The following is a 20800-nucleotide window of genomic DNA, read 5'->3' on the forward strand; positions in this document are numbered from 1 at the left end:
AAGTCGCTGTAAACAAGCAGCGACTTTTTATCGGTATTTACCAAATACTTTCCATACGCCGTTATCTGCTAAGGGATCACTATAGCTATCGCTGCGTTGCTTTCTTGGCTTATCACGAGCATCGACCAGTTTAAAATGCGGCTCAACCCCTAGCACAATCCCATTGGTGTAAAACCGTGAACGTGTATATTCGCTTTGCCCATGTTGAAACACATAGGTTCTTAAATCGATGAATTCACGGTGAGCAACCAAAGCCGCGGTATCATCGCTTTGCAACCATTCTTGCATCGTAAATATCTGGTCTGTTTCAAACTGCCCGCATTTTTCAATAAGACTCGCTACACCGCGGAAAGTTTTAGATTCTTTTGCACGTGTTTTATTGATCCGAATTCGGTCTACGTGAAAAAAGAATAGCGGTAAATTTAAATGACTTGGCAGATGAATGGCATCTGGTAATTCATCTTCCATAAATGGCTGGAAAAGTTCTTGTGCCCTTTCAATTAGACCTTGCCATTGACGGTAATAATTTTCGACTTCTTCTTGCAAGCCATAATAAATCGGCAATCCTTCAACATGCTCTAAATATTGGGGTGGGAAAACATGCTGGCGTAATAAAGCAATATCTGTCTTTAAACTTTGAATCGCAATTGCATCTTGCATATTAGTCTCTCCTACCAATACTTAGGCTATTTACAGACTAAGTCAAAGGTTTTGTTTCCGCAAGCGTTTGCCTATAATAAGCAGCTCTATTTTTGCGGGAATAAGTCATGTCTCAAAAGATTAATGCAACAGATATTACTGAAGAAGAAGCGTTAAATGCGGTTTTCTTTGAGCGTGCGGATGAATTTATTAAACAGGCTAATGATTTTTGTCGCCCGCCAAAAGATAAAAAAGTTGATCCAGCTGAGCTACGTGGTCAAGTGAGTGCTGCAATGTTATTTGCTACTGCCCGTTTCAATACATGGGTAGCAGCAAATAACTTTAAAGATGGTAATGAAATGCGTGATGCGAAAGATCAGGTCATGTCTTACCTTCTTCAGCAATTTCAGATGATGCTTGAAGATAACTTCGATGAGTATTGTGAACAATTCGAAAATTATTTACGTTTCCGTAAAAATGAAGATTTTCACGCGCATAAACATGATCATTAATATGATTTAAATACCTAAATAAAAAGCCACATTTGAGTGGCTTTTTATTTGCGAGAAGACTTTATTTCTTTGCGGCCTGACCATATTGATCAGCCATCACTTCGACCAAATGTTCAGGTTTAATATACTTCTTAATTACTCTGTTAACGTCAGCAACAGTCAATTTAGTTAACTCTTGATCATGACGAATTCGGTCTTGCAATGTTTTGTTTGTTTCAAGCTGTAGATTTAACATGCCATGAATATTACGCTCATCTTCTAATGCCGTAACTCGTTTCTTCATGATATCTGCTTTAGCAGCTTCAAGCTCTTGCTCAGTTACCCCATTTTTAACCAAGTCATTTAACACTTTGTGTATTGATGCAGACACTTGTGCTGAGCGACCCGAAGTATAATTTGCACTAATACTCAAAGCTCCTACATTCGTGTCACGATCAAGTTGCAGCCCACTTCCAAAACCATACACCAGCGCATTTTTCTCACGAAGCTCTTGAGCCAAACGTGATGAAATTTGAGATTCCCCTAAAATATAGTTCATTAAAATGAGAGCAGATGCATCTGGATGGTTTTTCCCAACTGGAATTGAAAGCACACTTTGGTAGCTACCAAATTCACGCTGCTCAGAAAGAACATGAACTTGTTGTGCTGGAAAATCTACGTGATCAATCAAGATTTTTTGATATGGCTGCTTACCGTTCCAACGACCAAATTCCTGATTCAGTAATTTCTGCATCTTTTTCGCATCAAATTCGCCTGTAATGGCAATTTGAGCATGGTTCATTGCAAAGAAACGCTCATATAACTCTTTCACTTGCTCTTGAGTTGCGTTTTTCAACTGCTGTTTTGCCAATTCAGGTTCGAAGTGATAACGCAAATCACCTGGTTGATATTCTTCAAGTAAACGTGAAAGTGTTAAACCCGCCACCACATCTGGCTCGGTATAAGGACGATCTAGGCTTGATAAGCTTTGCGATTTAATTAAATCAAATTGAGATTGTTCAAATTTCGGATTTTTCATCACATCAAGAACAAACTTGAAAAACTCATCAAATTTTTCTGATTTAGACTGAATATTAATGGTCATGCCATTGCCGTCAGCACTTGCATAAGCCGCGCCGCCTGCATCAATTGATTTATCGGCAATATCTTGCAAACTGTATTTATCAGAACCACGGAGCAATAAGTATGAGGTTAGATCAACTACCGTACCTTTATTAAATAAAGATTTTTCTGTTCCGAAGTCCATCGTAATCGTTGCATAAGTACGATCATCGCGTGTTTCAACTGGGAATAAAGCATACTTCATTCCATTTTTTAGTTTTCCACGGATAATCTTTTTCTCATTGCTTTCAACATATTGCTTTGAAGTTTTTAAAAACTCAGCAACTTCTTGTTGATATACCTTCGGATCTTTTAAAGGCTCGGCCTTTGCTTCGACCTGATCTAGAGTTTTAGGTGTCTCTTTTGAATTTTGCTGTTGCGCTTTTTTCTGGTCTTCAGGTGTTGGCAAAATATCGCCATCAATACGATGATCAGCCACAAGGAACTGTTTTAAAGTTTGATTCACATCATCTAGCTTAACTTTTTCTACAGAATCTAGATCTTTAAAATATTGATCCCATTGCCCGCCAGCGACGGTGTAATCACTTAAACGTGACCCCAGTGCTACCGCATCTTTCGTGATTAGATCACCTTGAGTTTTCATTAAACTTTTAACACGATTTAATTCAACTTCAGTAAACGGCTTCCCTTTTTCAATGCCGGCTAACAAAGAACTTTCAACTTTTTTAGGGTCATTACTTGGTGAATAAATGGCGCCTAGAAACACCACATTAAAATCTTGGTCTAACCAAGTACTAGCTTCAACATTTGTGGTAATACCTGTTTCCACCATATTTTGGTATAGGTGACCACTTGGCTGCATGGTATATAACAAAGGAGCTAAAGCAAGTGTCGGCTGAATTTTGGTATTTTTACCATTCATATAGATATGGAACTTAGCCAGATCACTACCCTTTTTCACCATGAATTGACGATTTTTTATTTTTGTAGAGTCAAGCACAGGAATCTGTACAGTTTTAGGAATCGCTCTTGCCGCAATTGGACTAAAATATTGATCTATTGTTTTTAAGACATCAGTCTTATCAAATTTACCTGAAATCACCATAACCGCATTATTGGGTGCATACCAGCTACGATAAAACTGGTTCAGTTCAGGCATCTTAATAGATTTAAGCTCAGGCAAATCACCAATCGGTAAACGACCTAAATATTGGTTACCGTAAGCTGACTTCCACATTTGATCCATCAGCACAGCAAAAGGCTGATCCATACGGACTTCACGTTCACGCTTTACTATTTCAATCTCGGAAGGAACAAACTTTTCTTGAAGAACTAATTTATCCATACGCTCAGATTCAAGATACAGTACCTGATCAAGCGCAGTTTTTTCTGGACGAACGATATTAGTATATTTTGTTGAATAATAATCGGTGCTGGCGTTTGTCATCAATGTATATTGATCTAAACGACGCTGGAACTCTTCCCCTTTAACATTTTGTGTCCCCTTAAAAGCCAAGTGCTCAAGCAAATGAGCTAAGCCACTTTTACCTTGCGGGTCATTTAATGAGCCTGTTAAATAAATGGTATTAATAAAGATTTTATTTTCTTTGTCATTCGGTGCAAGCACAATCCGAAAGCCATTATCTAATTTATATTCCTCAATATTTTGCTTACTTTTTACTAGTGTAGTTTGTGCCCAAGACGCAGCACTTAAACCAAGAATACATAGGGAGAGTGTCAGTTGTTTAAACTGCATAAACATATAAATACCAATTAATTTGAATAATAAAAAATCAATAGTTGTGGGACTATAGTAGGAAATTTGAACTAACTTTCATAGTAAAGTTTTGAAAAAAAAGCCGTTTATTTAAACGGCCTTATATTTTAAGGAAAAATTTCAGCTTGCATATAAAGCTTCCCATACCCTGAAACTTCAATACGTTCCTGATTCAGGACATTGCAATATAAAACGCCTCCACGGCTAGAAGCCTGATAAGCAATAATATTATTTTTAGCAAGTTTCTCTGCCCATAATGGCGCTATTGCCGTATGAATTGAACCCGTAACAGGGTCTTCTTCAATGCCCGCGACAGGGGCAAAATAACGCGATACACAATCATATTGTTGATCGGCTTTTGAGGTGATGGCAACATCCATCCCTGCAGTAGTAATCGCAGTTCTCTTACCTAGAGCTTTGAGCAAATTCATGTCAGGCTGCTCATCTAATACATCTTGCACTGATTCATATTCAACAATGTAGGCTTGAACATTTTGATAAACTGCTTTAAAAGGTTTTGTTAAAGCTTGACGTAAAATAGCTGGATAATCTTCAACTTGATGAGCTTTGCGAATTGGAAAATCCATTCTGATTTTACCGTCTTCATCTTGGTGAACTACAAAAAGACCTAAGTTTCGAACATGGAAATTAATGGTCTTTTTCTCGGTAAAATCTTTAAATAATACGAAAGCGCTGGCAAGCGTGGCATGCCCACAGAAATCAACTTCAACCGTTGGCGTGAACCAACGGATTTCATAGTTTTCAGAGTCTATAATTTTTACAAAAGCAGTTTCAGACAAATTATTTTCAAGTGCTATCTTCTGCATTAAATCTACATCTAACCACTCTTTTTCAACAACGACAGCGGCTGGATTTCCACGAAATAACTCTTTTGTAAAAGCATCGACTTGATACATTTTCATGATAGTGCTCTCTTTTGTAATAGGCCTATTTTCGAAAATTATTTAAAAGAAAAACAGATACAGTTTTTTTAAAATTAACATCACAGTGGCAATTTATGCATATAAAAAAACGGCTCATCCAGAATAGAGAGCCGTTTTTTTATTGATTTTTAATGATGTTGAGTTAACTCAATTTCATCTTCACTGTTTAATATTTCTTTATCAGTCTGACCCATCAATTGGCTCGTAACAACACCAGCAGTCATCGAACCATTTACGTTTAACGCAGTACGTCCCATATCAATGAGGGGTTCGATTGAAATAAGAAGTGCAACCAACGTTACAGGTAAACCCATTGCAGGAAGCACAATCAACGCAGCGAAAGTCGCACCACCACCTACTCCGGCAACCCCAATTGAACTTAAGGTCACAATACCAACTAACGATGCAATCCACATTGGGTCTAAGGTGTTAATACCCATAGTAGGCGCAACCATCACTGCCAACATTGCAGGATACAAACCCGCACAACCATTTTGACCAATGGTGGCACCAAAAGAAGCAGAGAAACTTGCAATAGATTCAGGCACCCCCAAACGACGAGTTTGTGTTTCAATGCTCAGTGGAATACTTGCTGCACTTGAACGGCTAGTGAATGCAAACGTTAAAACTGGAGCAACTTTCTTAAAGAATTTAAGAGGAGAAACACCCGTCATAGTCAAAATAATGGCATGTACGACAAACATAATCGCCAAGCCTAAATAAGATGCAACCAAAAAACCGCCTAGATTTAAAATATCTGCGACGTTTGAACTTGCCACGACTTTGGTCATGAGGGCAAAAACACCATACGGCGTAAGTGTCATCACTAAGCGCACAAGCTTCATTACCCATGACTGCAACGTCTGAATCGCAGTCAGAATACGTTGACCTTTTTCTGCATCATCTTTCATTAGGTTAAGCGCTGCTATACCTAAAAAGACGGCGAAGATAACCACGCTAATAATTGAAGTTGGGTTTGCACCAGTTAATTCAGCAAATGGGTTACTTGGAATAAAGGAAAGAATAAACTGCGGTACACTTAAATCGGTAACTTTACCTACATAGTCCGTATTAATGGCAGTTAAGCGTGCAGTTTCAGCAGCACCTTGCACCAAACCTTTTGCAGTTAAGCCAAACAGGTTAGTAACAAATACCCCTACCAGTGCAGCAATCAGTGTTGTAAAGAGTAAAGTACCAATTGTATAAAAACTGATTTTGCCTAAAGATGAGGCTTGATGTAATTTTGCAACCGCTCCCAAAATAGACACAAATACCAAAGGCATCACGACCATTTGTAAAAGTTTTACATAGCCGTTTCCAACGATATTAAACCAGCTAATAGATTCAGCAAGAATCGGATGGCCACCGCCATAAATCAAATGTAGTCCTAAACCAAACACTACACCTAGAACTAAGCCAGCCAGAACTTTTTTCGATAAGCTCCAGTCTGTTTTACGTGTTTGGGCGAGTAAAAATATTAACCCGACAAAAACCACAATATTGATGATTAAGGGTATATTCATTCCCAAACTCCAAATTATTGCTTGTGTCATCTTTCAAGGGGGCATATTTGACCATAGCCAGCCTATATAAACTACCCTTTTCCACAATTTTATAGCATCAAGATGATTACAAACCTCTGTGAGAATATAAAATGACTTTTTCATACATATATATCACTTTTAATTTATAAATTAAGTTGGATATTTACGTATGAAAATCAATCACAACCTAAGCAACCTTTAATTCAAATTGTTGCTCAATAAAATGAATAAACTGCTTTAAATTGGTTCCCCATGTTTCGGGCGACTGGGCAACCAAGTAGGTAGTAAAATGAGCAGATTCAGTATTAAGTTCAAAACAACTTAATGACACTTTCTCGACTACTTTGTTTAGATATGACTTTGGCAATAAAGCAAAACCAACACCTAATTCCACACAGCTTACAATTCCGTCCAGACTGCCCATTTCCATAATTTGTGAAGGCGGGACACTGTGATCATTTAAAAATAACTCGATTGCATGACGATAAGAACAACCTTGTCGAAACGCAATAAATCGGGTCTTTGCAAGCTTGGCAACATCTGGAAAGTGAGTTTGCTGTTTCGGACAAACCAAAACCAATTGTTCTTGCCAAACAGGTAAACTATACAACTCTGGAATTAAATATTTAGAAGCAACAAAAGCACAATCAACCTCTCCTTGCTGCACAGCGCTTAACAAATATCGTGTCGGGTGAGTTTGCAACTCGATCGGCAAATTCGGATATTGCTGCATACATTGATTGAGTAATTGAGGTAACCGTATTGCTGCTGTCGTTTCCATACTACCCAAACGAATGGTTTCGTTCGGGTCAATATCACCCTCTTGAAAGATTTTTTTCGCTTTATTATGTAGAGCAATCATTTGAACAGCATAACTATGCAGCTGTTGTCCAGCATTCGTTAAAGTCACAGGGTTATTACGATTGAATAAAATAACCCCTAACTCTTCTTCAAGCTTTTTCACATGGCTCGTGATATTCGATTGAACCGTATACATTTTTTGTGCAGCCAAGGAAAAACTTCCACTCTCTGCAACAGCTAAAAAAAACTCTAGAGACTTAAGCAACATACCACTATCTCAAAATAAGATAATCACCATCATATTAAATCATTTTTAAAGATTTAAAAACTCGCTTTTAATAATAAAAAAATTGAGCGTCCTCTCATGTCTACGTTTTATCGAATGAGCTTAATTGTCTTTTTGGCAACTTGTTTGGGAATTGGTGTTTTTAGATTTTCCTATACTGCGCTTATGCCCATCATGATCGAGCAGTATCACTGGACTCACGATTTTGCCAGTTACTTAGGGAGCGCAAATTTATTGGGATATCTCATTGGTGCCTTATTAGCGCTCTTAAGTATTAAAGAAAAGTACATCCCACCCATGATTGTCTTGCCGGCTATAGCTGGCAGCCTCAGCCTACTAGGCTGTTCATTCATGGATATGCCTTTGGTGTGGTTCATTGTCTGGCGTACGATTTCAGGTATTGCTGGCGGCTTACTTATGATTTTGGCGCCTAGCTTTGCAATGAAATACACTCCCAACACGCAAAGATTAAAAGTTAATTTCTTAGGATTTAGCGGGATTGGTGTCGGCGTTTTATCCGCCACTATTATTATTCCTCTACTTAAAAATATGCCCGTACATTATGTTTGGAATATTTTCGCGGGTCTTTCTCTATTAGGAAGCTTAACTCTTTATCGATTATTAACTCGTAATACTGCCCAGATTATTAAGCCGCAATCGACCACTATACAAGCCTTACAAAAATCACGTTTAGGCCTTGTCATTATTATTGCCTATATGTGTAGTGCCTTTGCATATATTCCACACTCTTTGTTTTGGATGGATTATTTATCCGGAACTCTGCATTTTCCGTTACAGCAAAGAAATTTATTTTGGGTTCTTTATGGAGTGGGAAGCTGCATTGGTGCACTTGTCGCTTATTGCTTAAGCAGACTAATCGGATATCTACAGGCCATTAAATGGTTATATACCATTTACAGCTTAGCCGTTGTTTTGCCGTTCCTTTCACATACCGCATCTTTACTGGCCTTATCTTCGCTTCTGACAGGCTTACTGACTCCCGCAACCGTATTTATTAGTTCTTATAGTCTGCTACAGATTTATGAGCACCGTTATCAAAAGCTTTGGAGCCTTGCCACCATTGGCTTTGCCAGTACTCAACTTTTGGGTGGTGTTGTCATTAGTACTTTGCATCATTTGCATTGGTCTTATGCACATCTCTTTCTTTTGGGTGGAACCGTTCTTCTCTTTGCGGTTTGCCTTTTAATTCCCCTACGCCCTTCTTTCACCTCAACTTTCGGAGAAACCAAATCGTGAAAACTCTGCTCTTTCCTTTATTTCTAGTTACTTTCGTTCTTGTTATTCAAGCCCTAGACCAGAGTTATCAAAAGAAAACTGGCTTTATTAAAACTCCGAAACATCCCGAATTTATGCAATAAAAAAAGCCCTCAACCGAGGGCTTTCTAATAGAAGATTACTCTCCCATATGTTTGATAATTGCATCACCAAATTCAGAACAACGTAACAAGGTTGCACCTGGCATTAGGCGCTCAAAATCGTAAGTTACGGTTTTGGCAGCAATCGCTCCAGAAATTCCTTTAATGATCAAATCAGCTGCCTCTGTCCACCCCATATCACGCAGCATCATTTCCGCAGAAAGAATAATAGAACCAGGGTTTACTTTATCCTGACCCGCATATTTAGGGGCAGTACCATGAGTTGCTTCATACACTGCAATTGCACCACCAATATTTGCACCTGGTGCAATACCAATACCTCCGACTTCCGCTGCCAAAGCATCAGAAATATAGTCACCGTTTAAATTTAGTGTGGCAATAACAGAGTAATCGGCGGGACGCATGAGGATCTGTTGTAAAAACGCGTCTGCAATGACATCTTTGATAATGATATCTTTACCAGTCCTAGGGTTTTTAATTTTAACCCATGGGCCACCATCAATTAGCTCTCCACCGAAACGATCAAGAGCCAACTCATAGCCCCATTCTTTAAAAGCACCTTCGGTGTATTTCATGATATTCCCCTTGTGAACCAGCGTCACAGAAGGCTTGTCATTTTCGATTGCAAACTGAATGGCTTTACGGACTAAACGCTGTGTTCCTTCTTTTGAAACAGGTTTAATTCCAATACCACATCCTTCAGGGAAACGGATTTTTGTGACACCCATTTCTTCTTGAAGGAACTTAATGACTTTTTTGGCCTCTTCAGAATCAGCTTTCCATTCAATACCGGCATAGATATCTTCCGAGTTCTCACGGAAAATCACCATATCAGTTAATTCGGGGTGTTGAACCGGTGAAGGAACGCCTTCAAACCAACGTACTGGTCGTACGCAAACATATAGATCTAATTCTTGGCGCAAAGCAACGTTGAGTGAACGAATGCCTCCACCTACTGGTGTGGTTAAAGGACCTTTGATTGATACAACAAACTCGCGAAGTGCTTCAAAAGTTTCTTCAGGCATATAGTTGCCATAAATTTTATTGGCTTTTTCGCCGCAATACACTTCCATCCATTCGATAGAGCGTTTGCCACCGTAAGCTTTTAAAATCGCAGCATCTACGACTGCTTTCATGGTTGGCGTAATATCTACACCAATACCATCACCCTCAATGAAAGGAATAATTGGATGATTTGGTACGTTCAGTGATAGGTCTGCATTTACTTTGATTTTGTCGCCGTCGGCAGGAACCACGATCTTCTGATAACCCATTGTGTAGATTCTCCCTTTTATAATACTTAATTAACTAAAAATAATTATCGATAAACAATACTTTCAACTTTTATTAACGCATAATAGCTTAATCGAATTTAATTCTTTTTGAGATTTATGTGGGAAATAAGCAAATTTCGCACTTAAATATAGCTCAATGTTTTCTCTAGTTATTTGAAAGAAGAAGCCATTTTTTATGAAAATTGTGATTCTCAACAAGCCTTATGACGTTCTCTCCCAGTTTCGTAAAGACGAAGCGCACATGACCGTCTCTGACTTTGTTGATGACCCGACTTTGCGCTTGGCAGGCCGTCTTGATATGGACTCTGAGGGTTTAGTTTTTTTAACCGATCATGGTGGTCTGAATCAGTTCATTACCAACCCTGCAAATAAAAAATACAAAACGTATTTAGTTCAAGTTGATGGCGATGTAACCGAAGAAGCGCTTGAGCAACTTCGTAAAGGTGTAGAACTGAATGATGGTATGACGCTTCCTGCAAAAGCCATTAAAGTAAGTGAACCTGAATGGTTATGGGAACGCAATCCACCCGTACGTTACCGTGCAAATATTCCAACATCTTGGATCGAGATTTCAATTTGTGAAGGCCGTAACCGCCAAGTTCGTCGGATGACTTCTGCGGTAGGTTTTCCAACTTTACGTTTAATTCGTACTAAAATTGGCTCAATCGATTTAGTTCAACTTGGTTTAAGACCGGGTGATGTAAAAGAAATTGAACCATTACTCTACCCCGACTTTAAAGATGTTCCGGCTGAACAGCCTTATCGCTCACGTTCATATGTGAAAAAGCCAGGCGGTACTGGTGGCAAACCAATGGTTCGCAAGAACAAAGATGGTTCTGCGAAAAAGTCTGGTACAAAACGTATTTGGCAAATGGATGAAAGCGAGAAACCACGTCGTAAGACTAATGGTACAACTCGTCCAAATACCAAAGCACCACGTGGTCGTGGCCGCAATGGTCGATAAGATTTAATCTTTTAAAAGCTCACATCAGTGGGCTTTTTTAATGTCTTTTATTTTAGGCAATAAAAAACCGGTGCATATGCACCGGCTCTTAAGCTATTTACTAACGAGTTAGTAATTAAGCCTCAACTGTTGCAAGAGCTGCATTAAATGTAGCACTTGGACGCATTACAGCATTTACTTTAGTTGGGTCAATTGCGTAGTAACCACCGATGTCCGCTGGTTTACCTTGTACTTGAGCAAGTTCAGCAACAATCTTCTCTTCATTTTCAGCTAAAGCTTTAGCAAGAGGAGCAAATTTAGCTTTCAACTCAGCATCTTCGTTCTGAGCAGCAAGTGCTTCAGCCCAGTAAAGTGACAAGTAGAAGTGGCTGCCACGGTTATCGATTTCACCAGTACGACGTGATGGAGACTTGTCATTGTCAAGCAATTTACCAGTCGCTTCATCAAGTGTCTTCGCAAGTAACTTAGCACGAGCATTATTTTCTTTAATACCCATCTCTTCTAAAGATACTGCAAGCGCAAGGAACTCACCAAGTGAATCCCAACGTAAGTGGTTTTCTTCAACAAGTTGTTGTACGTGTTTAGGAGCTGAACCACCAGCACCAGTTTCGTACATACCACCGCCCGCCATAAGCGGAACGATAGACAACATTTTTGCAGAAGTACCAAGTTCCATAATTGGGAACAAGTCAGTTAAGTAGTCACGTAAGATGTTACCAGTCACAGAAATCGTGTCTAAGCCACGTACTACGCGCTCAAGTGTGTAACGCATTGCACGTACTTGAGACATGATTTGGATATCAAGACCAGTCGTATCATGATCTTTTAAGTACTTTTGTACTTTCTTGATCAATTCGTTTTCGTGTGGGCGGTACGGGTCAAGCCAGAAGATTGCAGGCATGCCTGAGTTACGTGCACGAGTTACTGCAAGTTTAACCCAGTCACGAATCGGAGCATCTTTAACCTGACACATACGCCAGATATCGCCTTCTTCCACATTTTGAGTCAATAACACTTCACCAGTATCAAGATCGGTAATGTTCGCAATACCAGCTTCTGAAATCTCAAAAGTCTTGTCGTGAGAACCGTATTCTTCAGCTTTTTGAGCCATCAAACCAACGTTTGGTACTGTACCCATAGTCTTCGGATCGAAGTTACCATGCCATTTACAGAAATTGATCATTTCTTGGTAAATACGGGCAAATGTTGATTCTGGCATTACTGCTTTAGCATCGTATTGCTTACCATCAGCACCCCACATTTTACCACCAGCACGAATCATTGCTGGCATAGAAGCATCTACGATGATGTCGTTTGGAGAGTGGAAGTTTGTGATGCCTTTTGCCGAGTCAACCATTGCAAGTGCAGGACGGTGTTCTTGACAAGCATGTAAGTCTTCAATGATTTCTTCACGTAATGAAGTTGGAAGAGTTTCGATTTTCTCGTACAACCCAGCCATACCGTTATTAACGTTAATGCCTAATTCGTCAAATAACTTACCGTGTTTTTCGAAAGCTTCTTTATAGTAAATTTTCACACAGTGACCGAAAACGATCGGGTGTGAAACTTTCATCATTGTCGCTTTTACGTGTAAAGAGAATAAAATTCCCGCTTCTTTACAATCATCAAGTTCTTTTTCATAGAAATCACAAAGTGCTTTCTTGCTCATGAACATTGAATCAATGATTTCACCTTCTTGAAGCGCAACTTTTGGCTTAAGAACAATGCTCTTACCACTATTCGTGATAAGTTCCATTTTCACATTACGTGCGCGATCAAGTGTCATTGATTTTTCACCATGGTAGAAGTCACCTTCTTCCATATGTGAAACGTGAGTTTGTGACCACTGTTTCCACTCGCTCATTGAATGAGGGTGTTTTTTCGCATAGTTTTTAACTGCTGCTGGAGCACGGCGGTCAGAGTTACCTTCACGAAGGACAGGGTTTACTGCTGAACCAAGGCACTTACCATAACGAGCTTTGATTGATTTTTCTTCTTCAGTCGTTGGATTTTCCGGATAATCAGGAATTGCGTAACCTTTTGATTGAAGCTCTTTAATACATGCAGTTAATTGCGCAACAGACGCACTAATGTTCGGGAGTTTGATAATGTTTGTATCTGGATCTTGTGTAAGACGACCTAGCTCTGCAAGGTTGTCAGATACCTTTTGCTCTTCACTTAGGTAATCAGCGAATTCTGCGAGCACACGTGCAGCTACAGAGATGTCACTTTTAATAATCTCGATGCCAGCTGGCTTGGTAAAGGTCTCAATGATCGGCAGTAGCGAATAGGTCGCCAATAATGGCGCCTCATCAGTCAGTGTGTAAATAATAGTTGACTTTTCACCAGCCATATATAGCCCCTTCCGTTTGATTGAGTGTTGAGGACCGAGCTTGTGGCCCAGTGCCTACGAACCGATATGCTTAAATAAAACCCTGAGAGTATCGGCTCTCATTGTCTTCCAGTCAACGAAATATCCAGTGATAACGACATTTCGCAGCGAAATAATACATAATTTAAATCTATCGATAATATTCCTATACCCAGCTTTAAGTAATACATAATTCATTATTACTTTTTTATGGACTGAATACGATTAAATTACATGAGATATCTTTCAGAGTTCTGACAATTATTATACTTTTCATTCAAAACAAACTCAAAGATAAAACGAATCTCATCGTTTAGTAGCACTTAAAAATAAAAAACCGATGTACAAAACATCGGTTTTTTATAAACTATTTAACTGTTATTTAAGCTTTTAACCATTTTTCAGTTTTAGCCTGATCTTCAATAATAAGTTCAACTTCAGTTAAATCAGATGTAGCGCACTCAACGTCAAATGATAGTAACTCATCGCGACGGAAAGCAAACACGGTATAAGTGCCACCCTGTTTTGCATACTTCTCAACAAGTTTAGTGGTCGCTTTTAAACCATCAATTGCAATAATTACATCATTGGCAGAAATACCGGCTTTAGCCGCTGCGCTATCGCGGCGAGCACTTTGCACGAGTACACCTTCTGGCTTATCAACAAGTTTCAAGCCTAATGGCAAAGATTTGTCAGTTTTAACTCTATAACTTAAACCAAACTCAGGGAACAGTTGATCAAGTGGCAATTCATCAGTGGTATTAATCAAATGATTAATTTGTTCAATCCAGCTATCACCCGTCAGTTCTTTACATAAATCAAAAATGGTTCTTTCATTTACCTGCATACCATTTTGAGTGTTTTCATATAAACGACGCATTAAAGCATCAAGACTAGAACCACGTAGACGTAAACCTAAATCTAGACATAATGCAACTAACGAACCTTTATTGTAGTAACTGGTGCCCGCATTATTCGAGTTTTCATCTTGACGATAAAATTTAATCCATGCGTCAAAACTTGACTCTGCAACTGTTTGAACAAAACGGCCTGGGTTTTGCAAATAACGGTCAATTTGTGCTTTGAGTAAATCAAGATAAGACTTCTGAGAAATCACGCCGCTACGTAATAAAATCAGGTCATCGTAATATGAAGTAAAGCCTTCAAATATCCAAAGTAAAGAAGTATAGCCTTCTTGATGCAAATTATAGTTTGCAAAGTTTTCTGGGCGGATAAACTTGACTAACCATGAATGAAAATATTCGTGACTACATAAGCCTAAAAAGCGCTGATAATCTTTAGAAGGTTCAGTTGGTTCATTCAATTTTGGCAAATCGTCACGCGGTGTAATCAAGCTTGTGCTATTGCAATGTTCTAATCCACCATAACTATTACCTGTTGCCATGGTCATAAATGTATAGTTTTTAAATGGTGCTGAACCGAACATATTTATTTCAGCTACGCAAATCTTTTCAATATCGGCTTTTAGGCGATCAATATTGGTATTATGCGAACCAGAAATTACGAACTCATGTTCAATGCCGTTCGTCTCAAAACTAAAGCGTGTTTGATCAGCCAATTCAAATGGACTATCGATCAGTTGATCGTAGTGATCTGCTTTTAAAGTAAATCGACCTTTAACTAAGCTTTTTGAAGCTAAGCCTGTTGCTAACTGAAAATGCTTTAATTCATCTGGCAAGAAAACTTCGACTTCACAAGCAGACTGCTCCTGCCCCTCTAACGCTAAACATACACACGCAGGATTAATATATAGACGAGTCTGGTCTACATACGCACCACGGACAGACAAATCATATGCATATACATCATATTCAATCGTCATTAATTCATGATCTGTATTAAATAAACGCCAGCGATTCTTGCTCGTTTTTTTAATGTCCAGCAGACGTCCAGCTTCATCATAAGCTTTAACGGATTCAATATGTTTTGAGAATTCTCGAATTAGATAACTACCCGGAATCCACGTTGGTAACCAAAGTTCCTGATTCGGGTTGGCTAAAAAACGAATTGTCACGTGAACAAGGTGCTGTTTGTAATCATCGAACTCAATTTGATAATGCAACATAAATTCTTCAATTTAAAAATAAGAACGGCTTCACATTAGATTATCACTTTTTTGTATCGTCTTGCGTAGATGTATTTTTTGGCAACAATTCCCACTAGCCTTCCACGAAAAAAAGGCATAGCATGCTGTGCATCTGTGTCCCGTATTTGCCAGTGAAAGTTAAGGTCATCCGTGAAATTTTTTCTATCTCTTTTTACCCTCTTTAGTATTTTTTGTACTACCCTAACCAATGCTGCATTACTCAATATTGCACCTGAAAGTGTTGAAGCTGCTGCATGGACTATTGTAGATGCTCAATCGGGTCAAATCATTGCTGAGCATAATAGCCATGTGCAACGTGCACCAGCATCTTTAACCAAAATGATGGTTGCATACATTGCCCTAAAAGAGATTAAAGCTGGAAAACTGAAAAAAGAAGAAATCATTACTGCAACTCCAGTGGTTAGTGTTGTGCAATGGGATGAATCACAAATGTATCTTAAAGCTGGTGAACAGATTTCAATTGATCAGTTATTGGCAGGTCTAATCGTGATGTCTGCTAATGATGCAGCCGTGACTTTAGCTGAAAAAATCTCTGGTGACGTTCCGCGCTTCGTGCAACGTATGAATCAGGAAGCTCAAGCTTTGGGTATGAAAGATACTCATTTTAGTAATCCTGCCGGAATTACGATGCCTGACCATTTCACTACAGCACACGACCTTAGCTTATTAAGTCAGGCATTAATTAAACAAACCCCTGAATATTTACATTATTCAAAAATGCCAAGCTTTAGCTATAACCAACGCTTCCATCATGCGACAAACCTTGCTTTAAAATATGACCCATCTGTTGACGGTCTAAAAACTGGATATACCAAAGCAGCGGGTTATAATTTGGCACTCACAGCTTCACGTCCTTCATTCTCATCTGACTTAACTCAAAGACGTTTATTAGTAATCGTTTTAGGTACGCCGAGTGCTGTAAAACGCGCTGAGATTGCAGATAAATTAATGAATCTTGCGTATGCCTATACACGTGATGAAGTGATTATTCCTGAGCAGAAATTAATTGCTGAACTACCTGTTGTAAAGTCGACTTTAAAAATGTTTAAGGTAGAAACAAAGCAACCAACAATTGTAACGACGTCTTTATATGCAGACCCAGCACCAATTGACCTAAATACTTTTGATAATGTGACTCAACGCGTTCAAGTACTTGATAGCAATATGCAACCAAAGATTATTGCTCCACTCGAAACGACTCAAACACATGTAAACATTGAGCTCAATGAAAAACAATTAACTGCGCCATTAATGAAAGTCGTAAGTTTGGCAACAGTATCAATTTATCAAAATAATCAACTGATCCGTAGTCTTCAAATCGAAGATAATGTACATATTGAAGAAGCCAATATTTTCCAAAAAATCGCAATGTGGTTTTCTAGCCTCTTCTCTATTTTTTCATCAAGTGAACATAGTGCTGCAAAACTTTACCCAGTAGATTCGCACTAAAAACATCAAATTGTGCACAGACGCACAATAATTTTTATAAATAAAAGATGGCATAATTTAGCCATCTTTTTTTATAGAAAAATAATTAGGTGAAAAAATGACCCAAAATTTACATCATATTGTAATTGTTGGTGGTGGTGCTGGCGGCTTAGAACTGGCAACACAACTCGGTGAAACTTTTGGGAAAAATCGTAAAGCAAAGATTACATTGGTTGACCAAAACCTTACCCATATTTGGAAACCATTGCTTCATGAAATTGCTGCTGGTTCTTTAAATCCCCACGAAGAACAAACTAACTATTTTGCACACTCAGAAAAACATCATTACGAATTTGTGCTCGGAACATTAGTTGGAGTTAATAAAGATAAAAAATTAATTGAACTAATGCCCCCTCAAGTGTCTAAGGATCAGCAGAATCATTCGCAAAAGCTAAGTTATGACACACTTATTTTAGCGCTTGGTTCAGTATCAAATGACTTTAATACAGCAGGTGTGCGTGAAAACTGCCATTTCCTTGATAGCAGAAAGCAAGCTGATATTTTCCAGCAAGATTTATTACATCTTTATATTGAAGCTCAAAATCAACCCAATCAGCGAACTTTAAATATTGGAATTGTTGGTGCGGGAGCAACAGGTGTAGAGCTTGCAGCTGAGTTAATTGAAACGACTAAAAACTTTTATCGATATGGTTTAAAGAAGATTCATCCAAACCAAGTCAAAATCACACTGATTGAAGCTTCTGAGCGTATTTTACCTGCTCTAAGCGATAAAACTGCTGAACACAGTGCTGGGCAACTCAAAAAAATGGGTGTTGAAATTTTAACTCAACACCGCGTTGAAAAAATTGATGAGCATTGCATCTACTTTAGCAATGGCAACCAACTCAAAAGTGATATTACCGTTTGGGCCGCAGGCGTAAAAGCACCAAAGGTATTAGAAAGTTTTACCGATTTTAAACGCGATAACATTAACCGCCTGATGGTCTATGCAACGTTGCAAACCTATTCTGATCCAAATGTATTTGCGTTTGGTGACTGCGCTCATTGCCAACTTGATGCAAGGCATCCTCCACTTGGCCCACGTGCTCAAGTTGCAAGCCAACAGGCCGGCTTCTTAGTTGATGCTATGGCTGCTCGACTAAATGGCCGGTCACAGCCGATGTTTACATTTAACGACAAAGGTTCTCTCGTGTCTTTAAGTCGTCATAAAGCGGTTGGAGAATTACTTGGGGATGTAAGCGTGCAAGGCTATATTGCGAAAACAATGTATGTCTCTTTATATCGTTTACATCAAGCAACGATTCACGGATATACTCAGGCTGGACTACTCACAATGAAAGATTTACTTACAAGACGTGTACGTCCAAAAATTAAGCTGTATTAAGTTGAATTTTTTAAGTTCGTCCCTATTTATATAAAAACGCATCAGAAAAAGTGCCAAAGATTAAGATTTTGTAGTCTACAAAATTTATTTTTCACTTTATGATGTACGCTTCAATTGATTGAATGGATCAAAAACATGACTGCTATTGCAAATAACCACGTGGTTTCATTCCACTACAAATTAACAAACGCTGAGGGTGAAACACTTGATCAATCTCAAGGTGAACCACTTGCCTATTTGCACGGTGCAGGCAATATCATTCCTGGTTTAGAAAATGCATTAACAGGTAAAACTGTTGGTGAAAAATTCACTGTTAACGTTCCAGCTGCTGAAGGTTATGGCGAATACAACCCAGACCTAGTACAAGAAGTTCCAGCTCAAATGTTCCAAGGTGTTGAGAACATTCAACCTGGCATGCAATTCCAAGCTCAAACAGATGACGGCGTACAGATCGTTACTGTTAAAGCGGTTGAAGGCGACAACGTTGTTGTTGATGCTAACTTCCCACTTGCTGGTCAAGATTTAACTTTTGAAGTTGAAATCGTAGAAATCCGTGATGCTTCTCAAGAAGAATTAGATCACGGTCACGTACACGGTGCTGGTGGTCATCACCACTAATTCATCTTTAAAGATGATAAGAGCAAAGCTTCGGCTTTGCTTTTTTTATGTATTTATTTTTATATAATATTTTGATAATAATTCTTTAACTCACCTCACTCTATAAGGGCCAATTTTCATGTCAAACGTAAATCAGCTAATTTGGTTTCGTCAAGATTTGAGAGTTCGAGACCATGCTGCTTTATGGCATGCCTCTCAACAAGGGCCTTGTATTGGGTTAATTATTTTACCGCCTGAACAATGGAAAATGCATCACGATGCGCCTATAAAAATTAATTTCTATTTACGTCAACTTCAACAACTAAAAAAAGAACTAGAACAACTTAATATTCCCCTTATTATCCAAGTCATTCCTTACTGGAAAGATATCGCTGATTATATTGGTGAACTTTGCACTCAACTTAATATTGAAAATGTCTATTCAAATATAGAGATCGGCGTTAATGAATTAAAAAGAGATAAAACTGTACAAGATTTTTTAAATCAACAAGGTAAAGAGCTCTTTTTATTCCATGACCGTACGATTTTTCCTTTATGCTCTATTCGCAATCAGTCACAGCAGCCCTATCAGGTTTTCGGTGCATTCAAAAAATCATGTTATTCAAAATTGGATATCAGTGGTTTACCTCAATGCTATCCAATTCCTGAAAAGCAAAGTAGCTATCCAGCGTCTTTTTCAAAAATAAACAGCTTAACTCTAGAAGATATTGAAGCTTTTTTTGATCCTTCTGTTTCTAAAGAGCAACAAGACTTATGGCCAGCTGGAGAAAATTTTGCTCTAGAGCAGCTCGACATATTTATTAAAGATCATTTATCTGATTATAAATTAGAACGTGACTTTCCCAATGTAAGAGGAACTAGCCAACTTTCTCCCTATTTAAACATTGGGATTTTGTCTATCCGCCAGTGCCTGCAAGCTCTTTTTAGGGCTGAACATGGCAACTTTCATTTGACAAATGAAGGCCAGCAGACTTGGTTAGATGAACTCATTTGGCGAGAATTTTATCAACATATTTTATTTGATTTCCCCCATGTTTCTAAACATATTCCGTTTAAAAAAGACACTCAGAAAATTAAGTGGAATCACAACCCAGAGCACCTAATTGCATGGCAAACGGGCCAGACAGGTATACCGATTATTGATGCTGGAATGCGTCAACTTTTAAAAACGGGATGGATGCATAATCGTGTTCGCATGATTACCGCTATGTTTTTATGTAAAAACTTACTCATCGATTGGCGAGTAGGTGAACAATGGTTTATGGAGCATTTAATCGATGGGGATTTAGCAGCAAATAATGGTGGCTGGCAATGGTGTGCTTCTACCGGAACTGATGCCGTACCTTACTTTAGAATTTTTAACCCTATTGCTCAATCAAAGAAATTTGATCCAAATGGAGATTATATTCGTCAATGGGTTGAAGAATTAGCTCATCTAGACAATAAAGCCATTCATGAGCCCTACTCGACTAAAACGAATATTCAGTTAAATTATCCAAAACCAATTGTAGATTTAAAGGAAACTCGTCTTAAAGCAATTGAAACTTTCAAGAGTATTTAAATAAGAATTACGTCTTAAGTGTTTATTTTTAATTAAAAAATAATAACAGTATTTGACTATAGTGAGAC

At 38.5% G+C, this 20800-nt stretch carries 16 protein-coding genes; 8 read left to right on the top strand and 8 right to left on the bottom strand.

The genetic code is table 11. The features are described from left to right. Positions 1-27 precede the first annotated feature (27 nt). Positions 28-660, bottom strand: a complete 633-nt coding sequence (locus tag ACO6UW_RS01815) for a hypothetical protein (RefSeq protein ID WP_002118705.1) — start codon at positions 658-660, stop codon at positions 28-30. 107 nt (positions 661-767) lie between these two features. On the opposite strand from ACO6UW_RS01815, the gene ACO6UW_RS01820 reads away from it, so the two are divergent. Further along, positions 768-1151 carry a DUF3144 domain-containing protein gene (locus ACO6UW_RS01820; protein ID WP_002118682.1) on the top strand — a complete coding sequence of 128 codons (384 nt, stop codon included), beginning with the start codon at positions 768-770 and terminating at the stop codon, positions 1149-1151. A gap of 61 nt (positions 1152-1212) precedes the next feature. Here the strand turns inward: ACO6UW_RS01820 and ACO6UW_RS01825 are convergent, their stop codons facing one another. The 4 genes from ACO6UW_RS01825 to ACO6UW_RS01840 form a co-directional block, all read right to left on the bottom strand. Then, positions 1213-3975, bottom strand: coding sequence for a M16 family metallopeptidase (locus tag ACO6UW_RS01825; protein WP_057062832.1), 2763 nt, complete (start codon positions 3973-3975; stop codon positions 1213-1215). Between the two features lie 122 nt (positions 3976-4097). Beyond that, complete coding sequence (locus ACO6UW_RS01830) at positions 4098-4913, bottom strand: PhzF family phenazine biosynthesis protein (protein WP_032063308.1); 816 nt, start codon at positions 4911-4913, stop codon at positions 4098-4100. A gap of 149 nt (positions 4914-5062) precedes the next feature. Further along, on the bottom strand, positions 5063-6457 hold the full coding sequence (locus ACO6UW_RS01835) for an L-cystine transporter (RefSeq protein ID WP_002118474.1): 1395 nt from the start codon (positions 6455-6457) through the stop codon (positions 5063-5065). A gap of 208 nt (positions 6458-6665) precedes the next feature. Next, positions 6666-7547: a LysR family transcriptional regulator gene (locus ACO6UW_RS01840; RefSeq protein ID WP_002118709.1), complete on the bottom strand. Its 882-nt coding sequence runs from the start codon at positions 7545-7547 to the stop codon at positions 6666-6668. A gap of 96 nt (positions 7548-7643) precedes the next feature. Between ACO6UW_RS01840 and ACO6UW_RS01845 the strand changes: the two genes are divergently transcribed. Both ACO6UW_RS01845 and ACO6UW_RS01850 read left to right on the top strand, forming a co-directional pair. Further along, positions 7644-8822 (top strand): YbfB/YjiJ family MFS transporter, encoded by a 1179-nt coding sequence (locus tag ACO6UW_RS01845; RefSeq protein WP_057062833.1) that lies wholly within the window; start codon positions 7644-7646, stop codon positions 8820-8822. After that, the gene (locus ACO6UW_RS01850; RefSeq protein ID WP_014207334.1) at positions 8819-8944 is read left to right on the top strand and encodes a hypothetical protein; all 126 of its coding nucleotides are present in this window, start codon (positions 8819-8821) and stop codon (positions 8942-8944) included. Before ACO6UW_RS01845 ends, ACO6UW_RS01850 begins: the two co-directional genes overlap by 4 nt. Positions 8945-8979: 35 nt before the next feature. On the opposite strand, the gene icd is transcribed toward ACO6UW_RS01850, so the two are convergent. Continuing rightward, the gene (gene icd / locus ACO6UW_RS01855; RefSeq protein ID WP_005067916.1) at positions 8980-10236 is read right to left on the bottom strand and encodes an NADP-dependent isocitrate dehydrogenase; all 1257 of its coding nucleotides are present in this window, start codon (positions 10234-10236) and stop codon (positions 8980-8982) included. Between the two features lie 196 nt (positions 10237-10432). Here icd and ACO6UW_RS01860 point away from each other — a divergent pair, with 196 nt between their 5' ends. After that, complete coding sequence (locus ACO6UW_RS01860; RefSeq protein WP_005067912.1) at positions 10433-11221, top strand: rRNA large subunit pseudouridine synthase E; 789 nt, start codon at positions 10433-10435, stop codon at positions 11219-11221. A 115-nt stretch (positions 11222-11336) separates the two neighbouring features. Here the strand turns inward: ACO6UW_RS01860 and ACO6UW_RS01865 are convergent, their stop codons facing one another. Both ACO6UW_RS01865 and ACO6UW_RS01870 read right to left on the bottom strand, forming a co-directional pair. After that, positions 11337-13574 carry an NADP-dependent isocitrate dehydrogenase gene (locus tag ACO6UW_RS01865; RefSeq protein ID WP_002118624.1) on the bottom strand — a complete coding sequence of 746 codons (2238 nt, stop codon included), beginning with the start codon at positions 13572-13574 and terminating at the stop codon, positions 11337-11339. A 400-nt stretch (positions 13575-13974) separates the two neighbouring features. Continuing rightward, on the bottom strand, positions 13975-15678 hold the full coding sequence (locus ACO6UW_RS01870; protein ID WP_057062834.1) for a M61 family metallopeptidase: 1704 nt from the start codon (positions 15676-15678) through the stop codon (positions 13975-13977). Positions 15679-15849: 171 nt separating this feature from the next. Here ACO6UW_RS01870 and ACO6UW_RS01875 point away from each other — a divergent pair, with 171 nt between their 5' ends. From ACO6UW_RS01875 to ACO6UW_RS01890, 4 genes are all read left to right on the top strand, one after another. Beyond that, complete coding sequence (locus ACO6UW_RS01875; protein ID WP_057062835.1) at positions 15850-17169, top strand: D-alanyl-D-alanine carboxypeptidase PBP6B; 1320 nt, start codon at positions 15850-15852, stop codon at positions 17167-17169. Positions 17170-17266: 97 nt separating this feature from the next. Beyond that, positions 17267-18553 carry an NAD(P)/FAD-dependent oxidoreductase gene (locus ACO6UW_RS01880; RefSeq protein ID WP_057062836.1) on the top strand — a complete coding sequence of 429 codons (1287 nt, stop codon included), beginning with the start codon at positions 17267-17269 and terminating at the stop codon, positions 18551-18553. 135 nt (positions 18554-18688) lie between these two features. Further along, complete coding sequence (locus ACO6UW_RS01885; protein WP_002118581.1) at positions 18689-19171, top strand: FKBP-type peptidyl-prolyl cis-trans isomerase; 483 nt, start codon at positions 18689-18691, stop codon at positions 19169-19171. 118 nt (positions 19172-19289) lie between these two features. Beyond that, complete coding sequence (locus ACO6UW_RS01890; protein ID WP_057062837.1) at positions 19290-20732, top strand: cryptochrome/photolyase family protein; 1443 nt, start codon at positions 19290-19292, stop codon at positions 20730-20732. Positions 20733-20800 lie beyond the last annotated feature (68 nt).

It is taken from the genome of Acinetobacter sp. JADD-222, assembly GCF_049310645.1.

Coding starts and splice junctions, on each gene's coding strand:
- ACO6UW_RS01840 (WP_002118709.1), bottom strand. CDS start 7,547: ATGTTGCTTAAGTCTCTAGAGTTTTTTTTAGCTGTTGCAGAGAGTGGA.
- ACO6UW_RS01865 (WP_002118624.1), bottom strand. CDS start 13,574: ATGGCTGGTGAAAAGTCAACTATTATTTACACACTGACTGATGAGGCG.
- ACO6UW_RS01860 (WP_005067912.1), top strand. CDS start 10,433: ATGAAAATTGTGATTCTCAACAAGCCTTATGACGTTCTCTCCCAGTTT.
- ACO6UW_RS01880 (WP_057062836.1), top strand. CDS start 17,267: ATGACCCAAAATTTACATCATATTGTAATTGTTGGTGGTGGTGCTGGC.
- icd (WP_005067916.1), bottom strand. CDS start 10,236: ATGGGTTATCAGAAGATCGTGGTTCCTGCCGACGGCGACAAAATCAAA.
- ACO6UW_RS01885 (WP_002118581.1), top strand. CDS start 18,689: ATGACTGCTATTGCAAATAACCACGTGGTTTCATTCCACTACAAATTA.
- ACO6UW_RS01825 (WP_057062832.1), bottom strand. CDS start 3,975: ATGTTTATGCAGTTTAAACAACTGACACTCTCCCTATGTATTCTTGGT.
- ACO6UW_RS01820 (WP_002118682.1), top strand. CDS start 768: ATGTCTCAAAAGATTAATGCAACAGATATTACTGAAGAAGAAGCGTTA.
- ACO6UW_RS01835 (WP_002118474.1), bottom strand. CDS start 6,457: ATGAATATACCCTTAATCATCAATATTGTGGTTTTTGTCGGGTTAATA.
- ACO6UW_RS01830 (WP_032063308.1), bottom strand. CDS start 4,913: ATGAAAATGTATCAAGTCGATGCTTTTACAAAAGAGTTATTTCGTGGA.
- ACO6UW_RS01845 (WP_057062833.1), top strand. CDS start 7,644: ATGTCTACGTTTTATCGAATGAGCTTAATTGTCTTTTTGGCAACTTGT.
- ACO6UW_RS01815 (WP_002118705.1), bottom strand. CDS start 660: ATGCAAGATGCAATTGCGATTCAAAGTTTAAAGACAGATATTGCTTTA.
- ACO6UW_RS01870 (WP_057062834.1), bottom strand. CDS start 15,678: ATGTTGCATTATCAAATTGAGTTCGATGATTACAAACAGCACCTTGTT.
- ACO6UW_RS01890 (WP_057062837.1), top strand. CDS start 19,290: ATGTCAAACGTAAATCAGCTAATTTGGTTTCGTCAAGATTTGAGAGTT.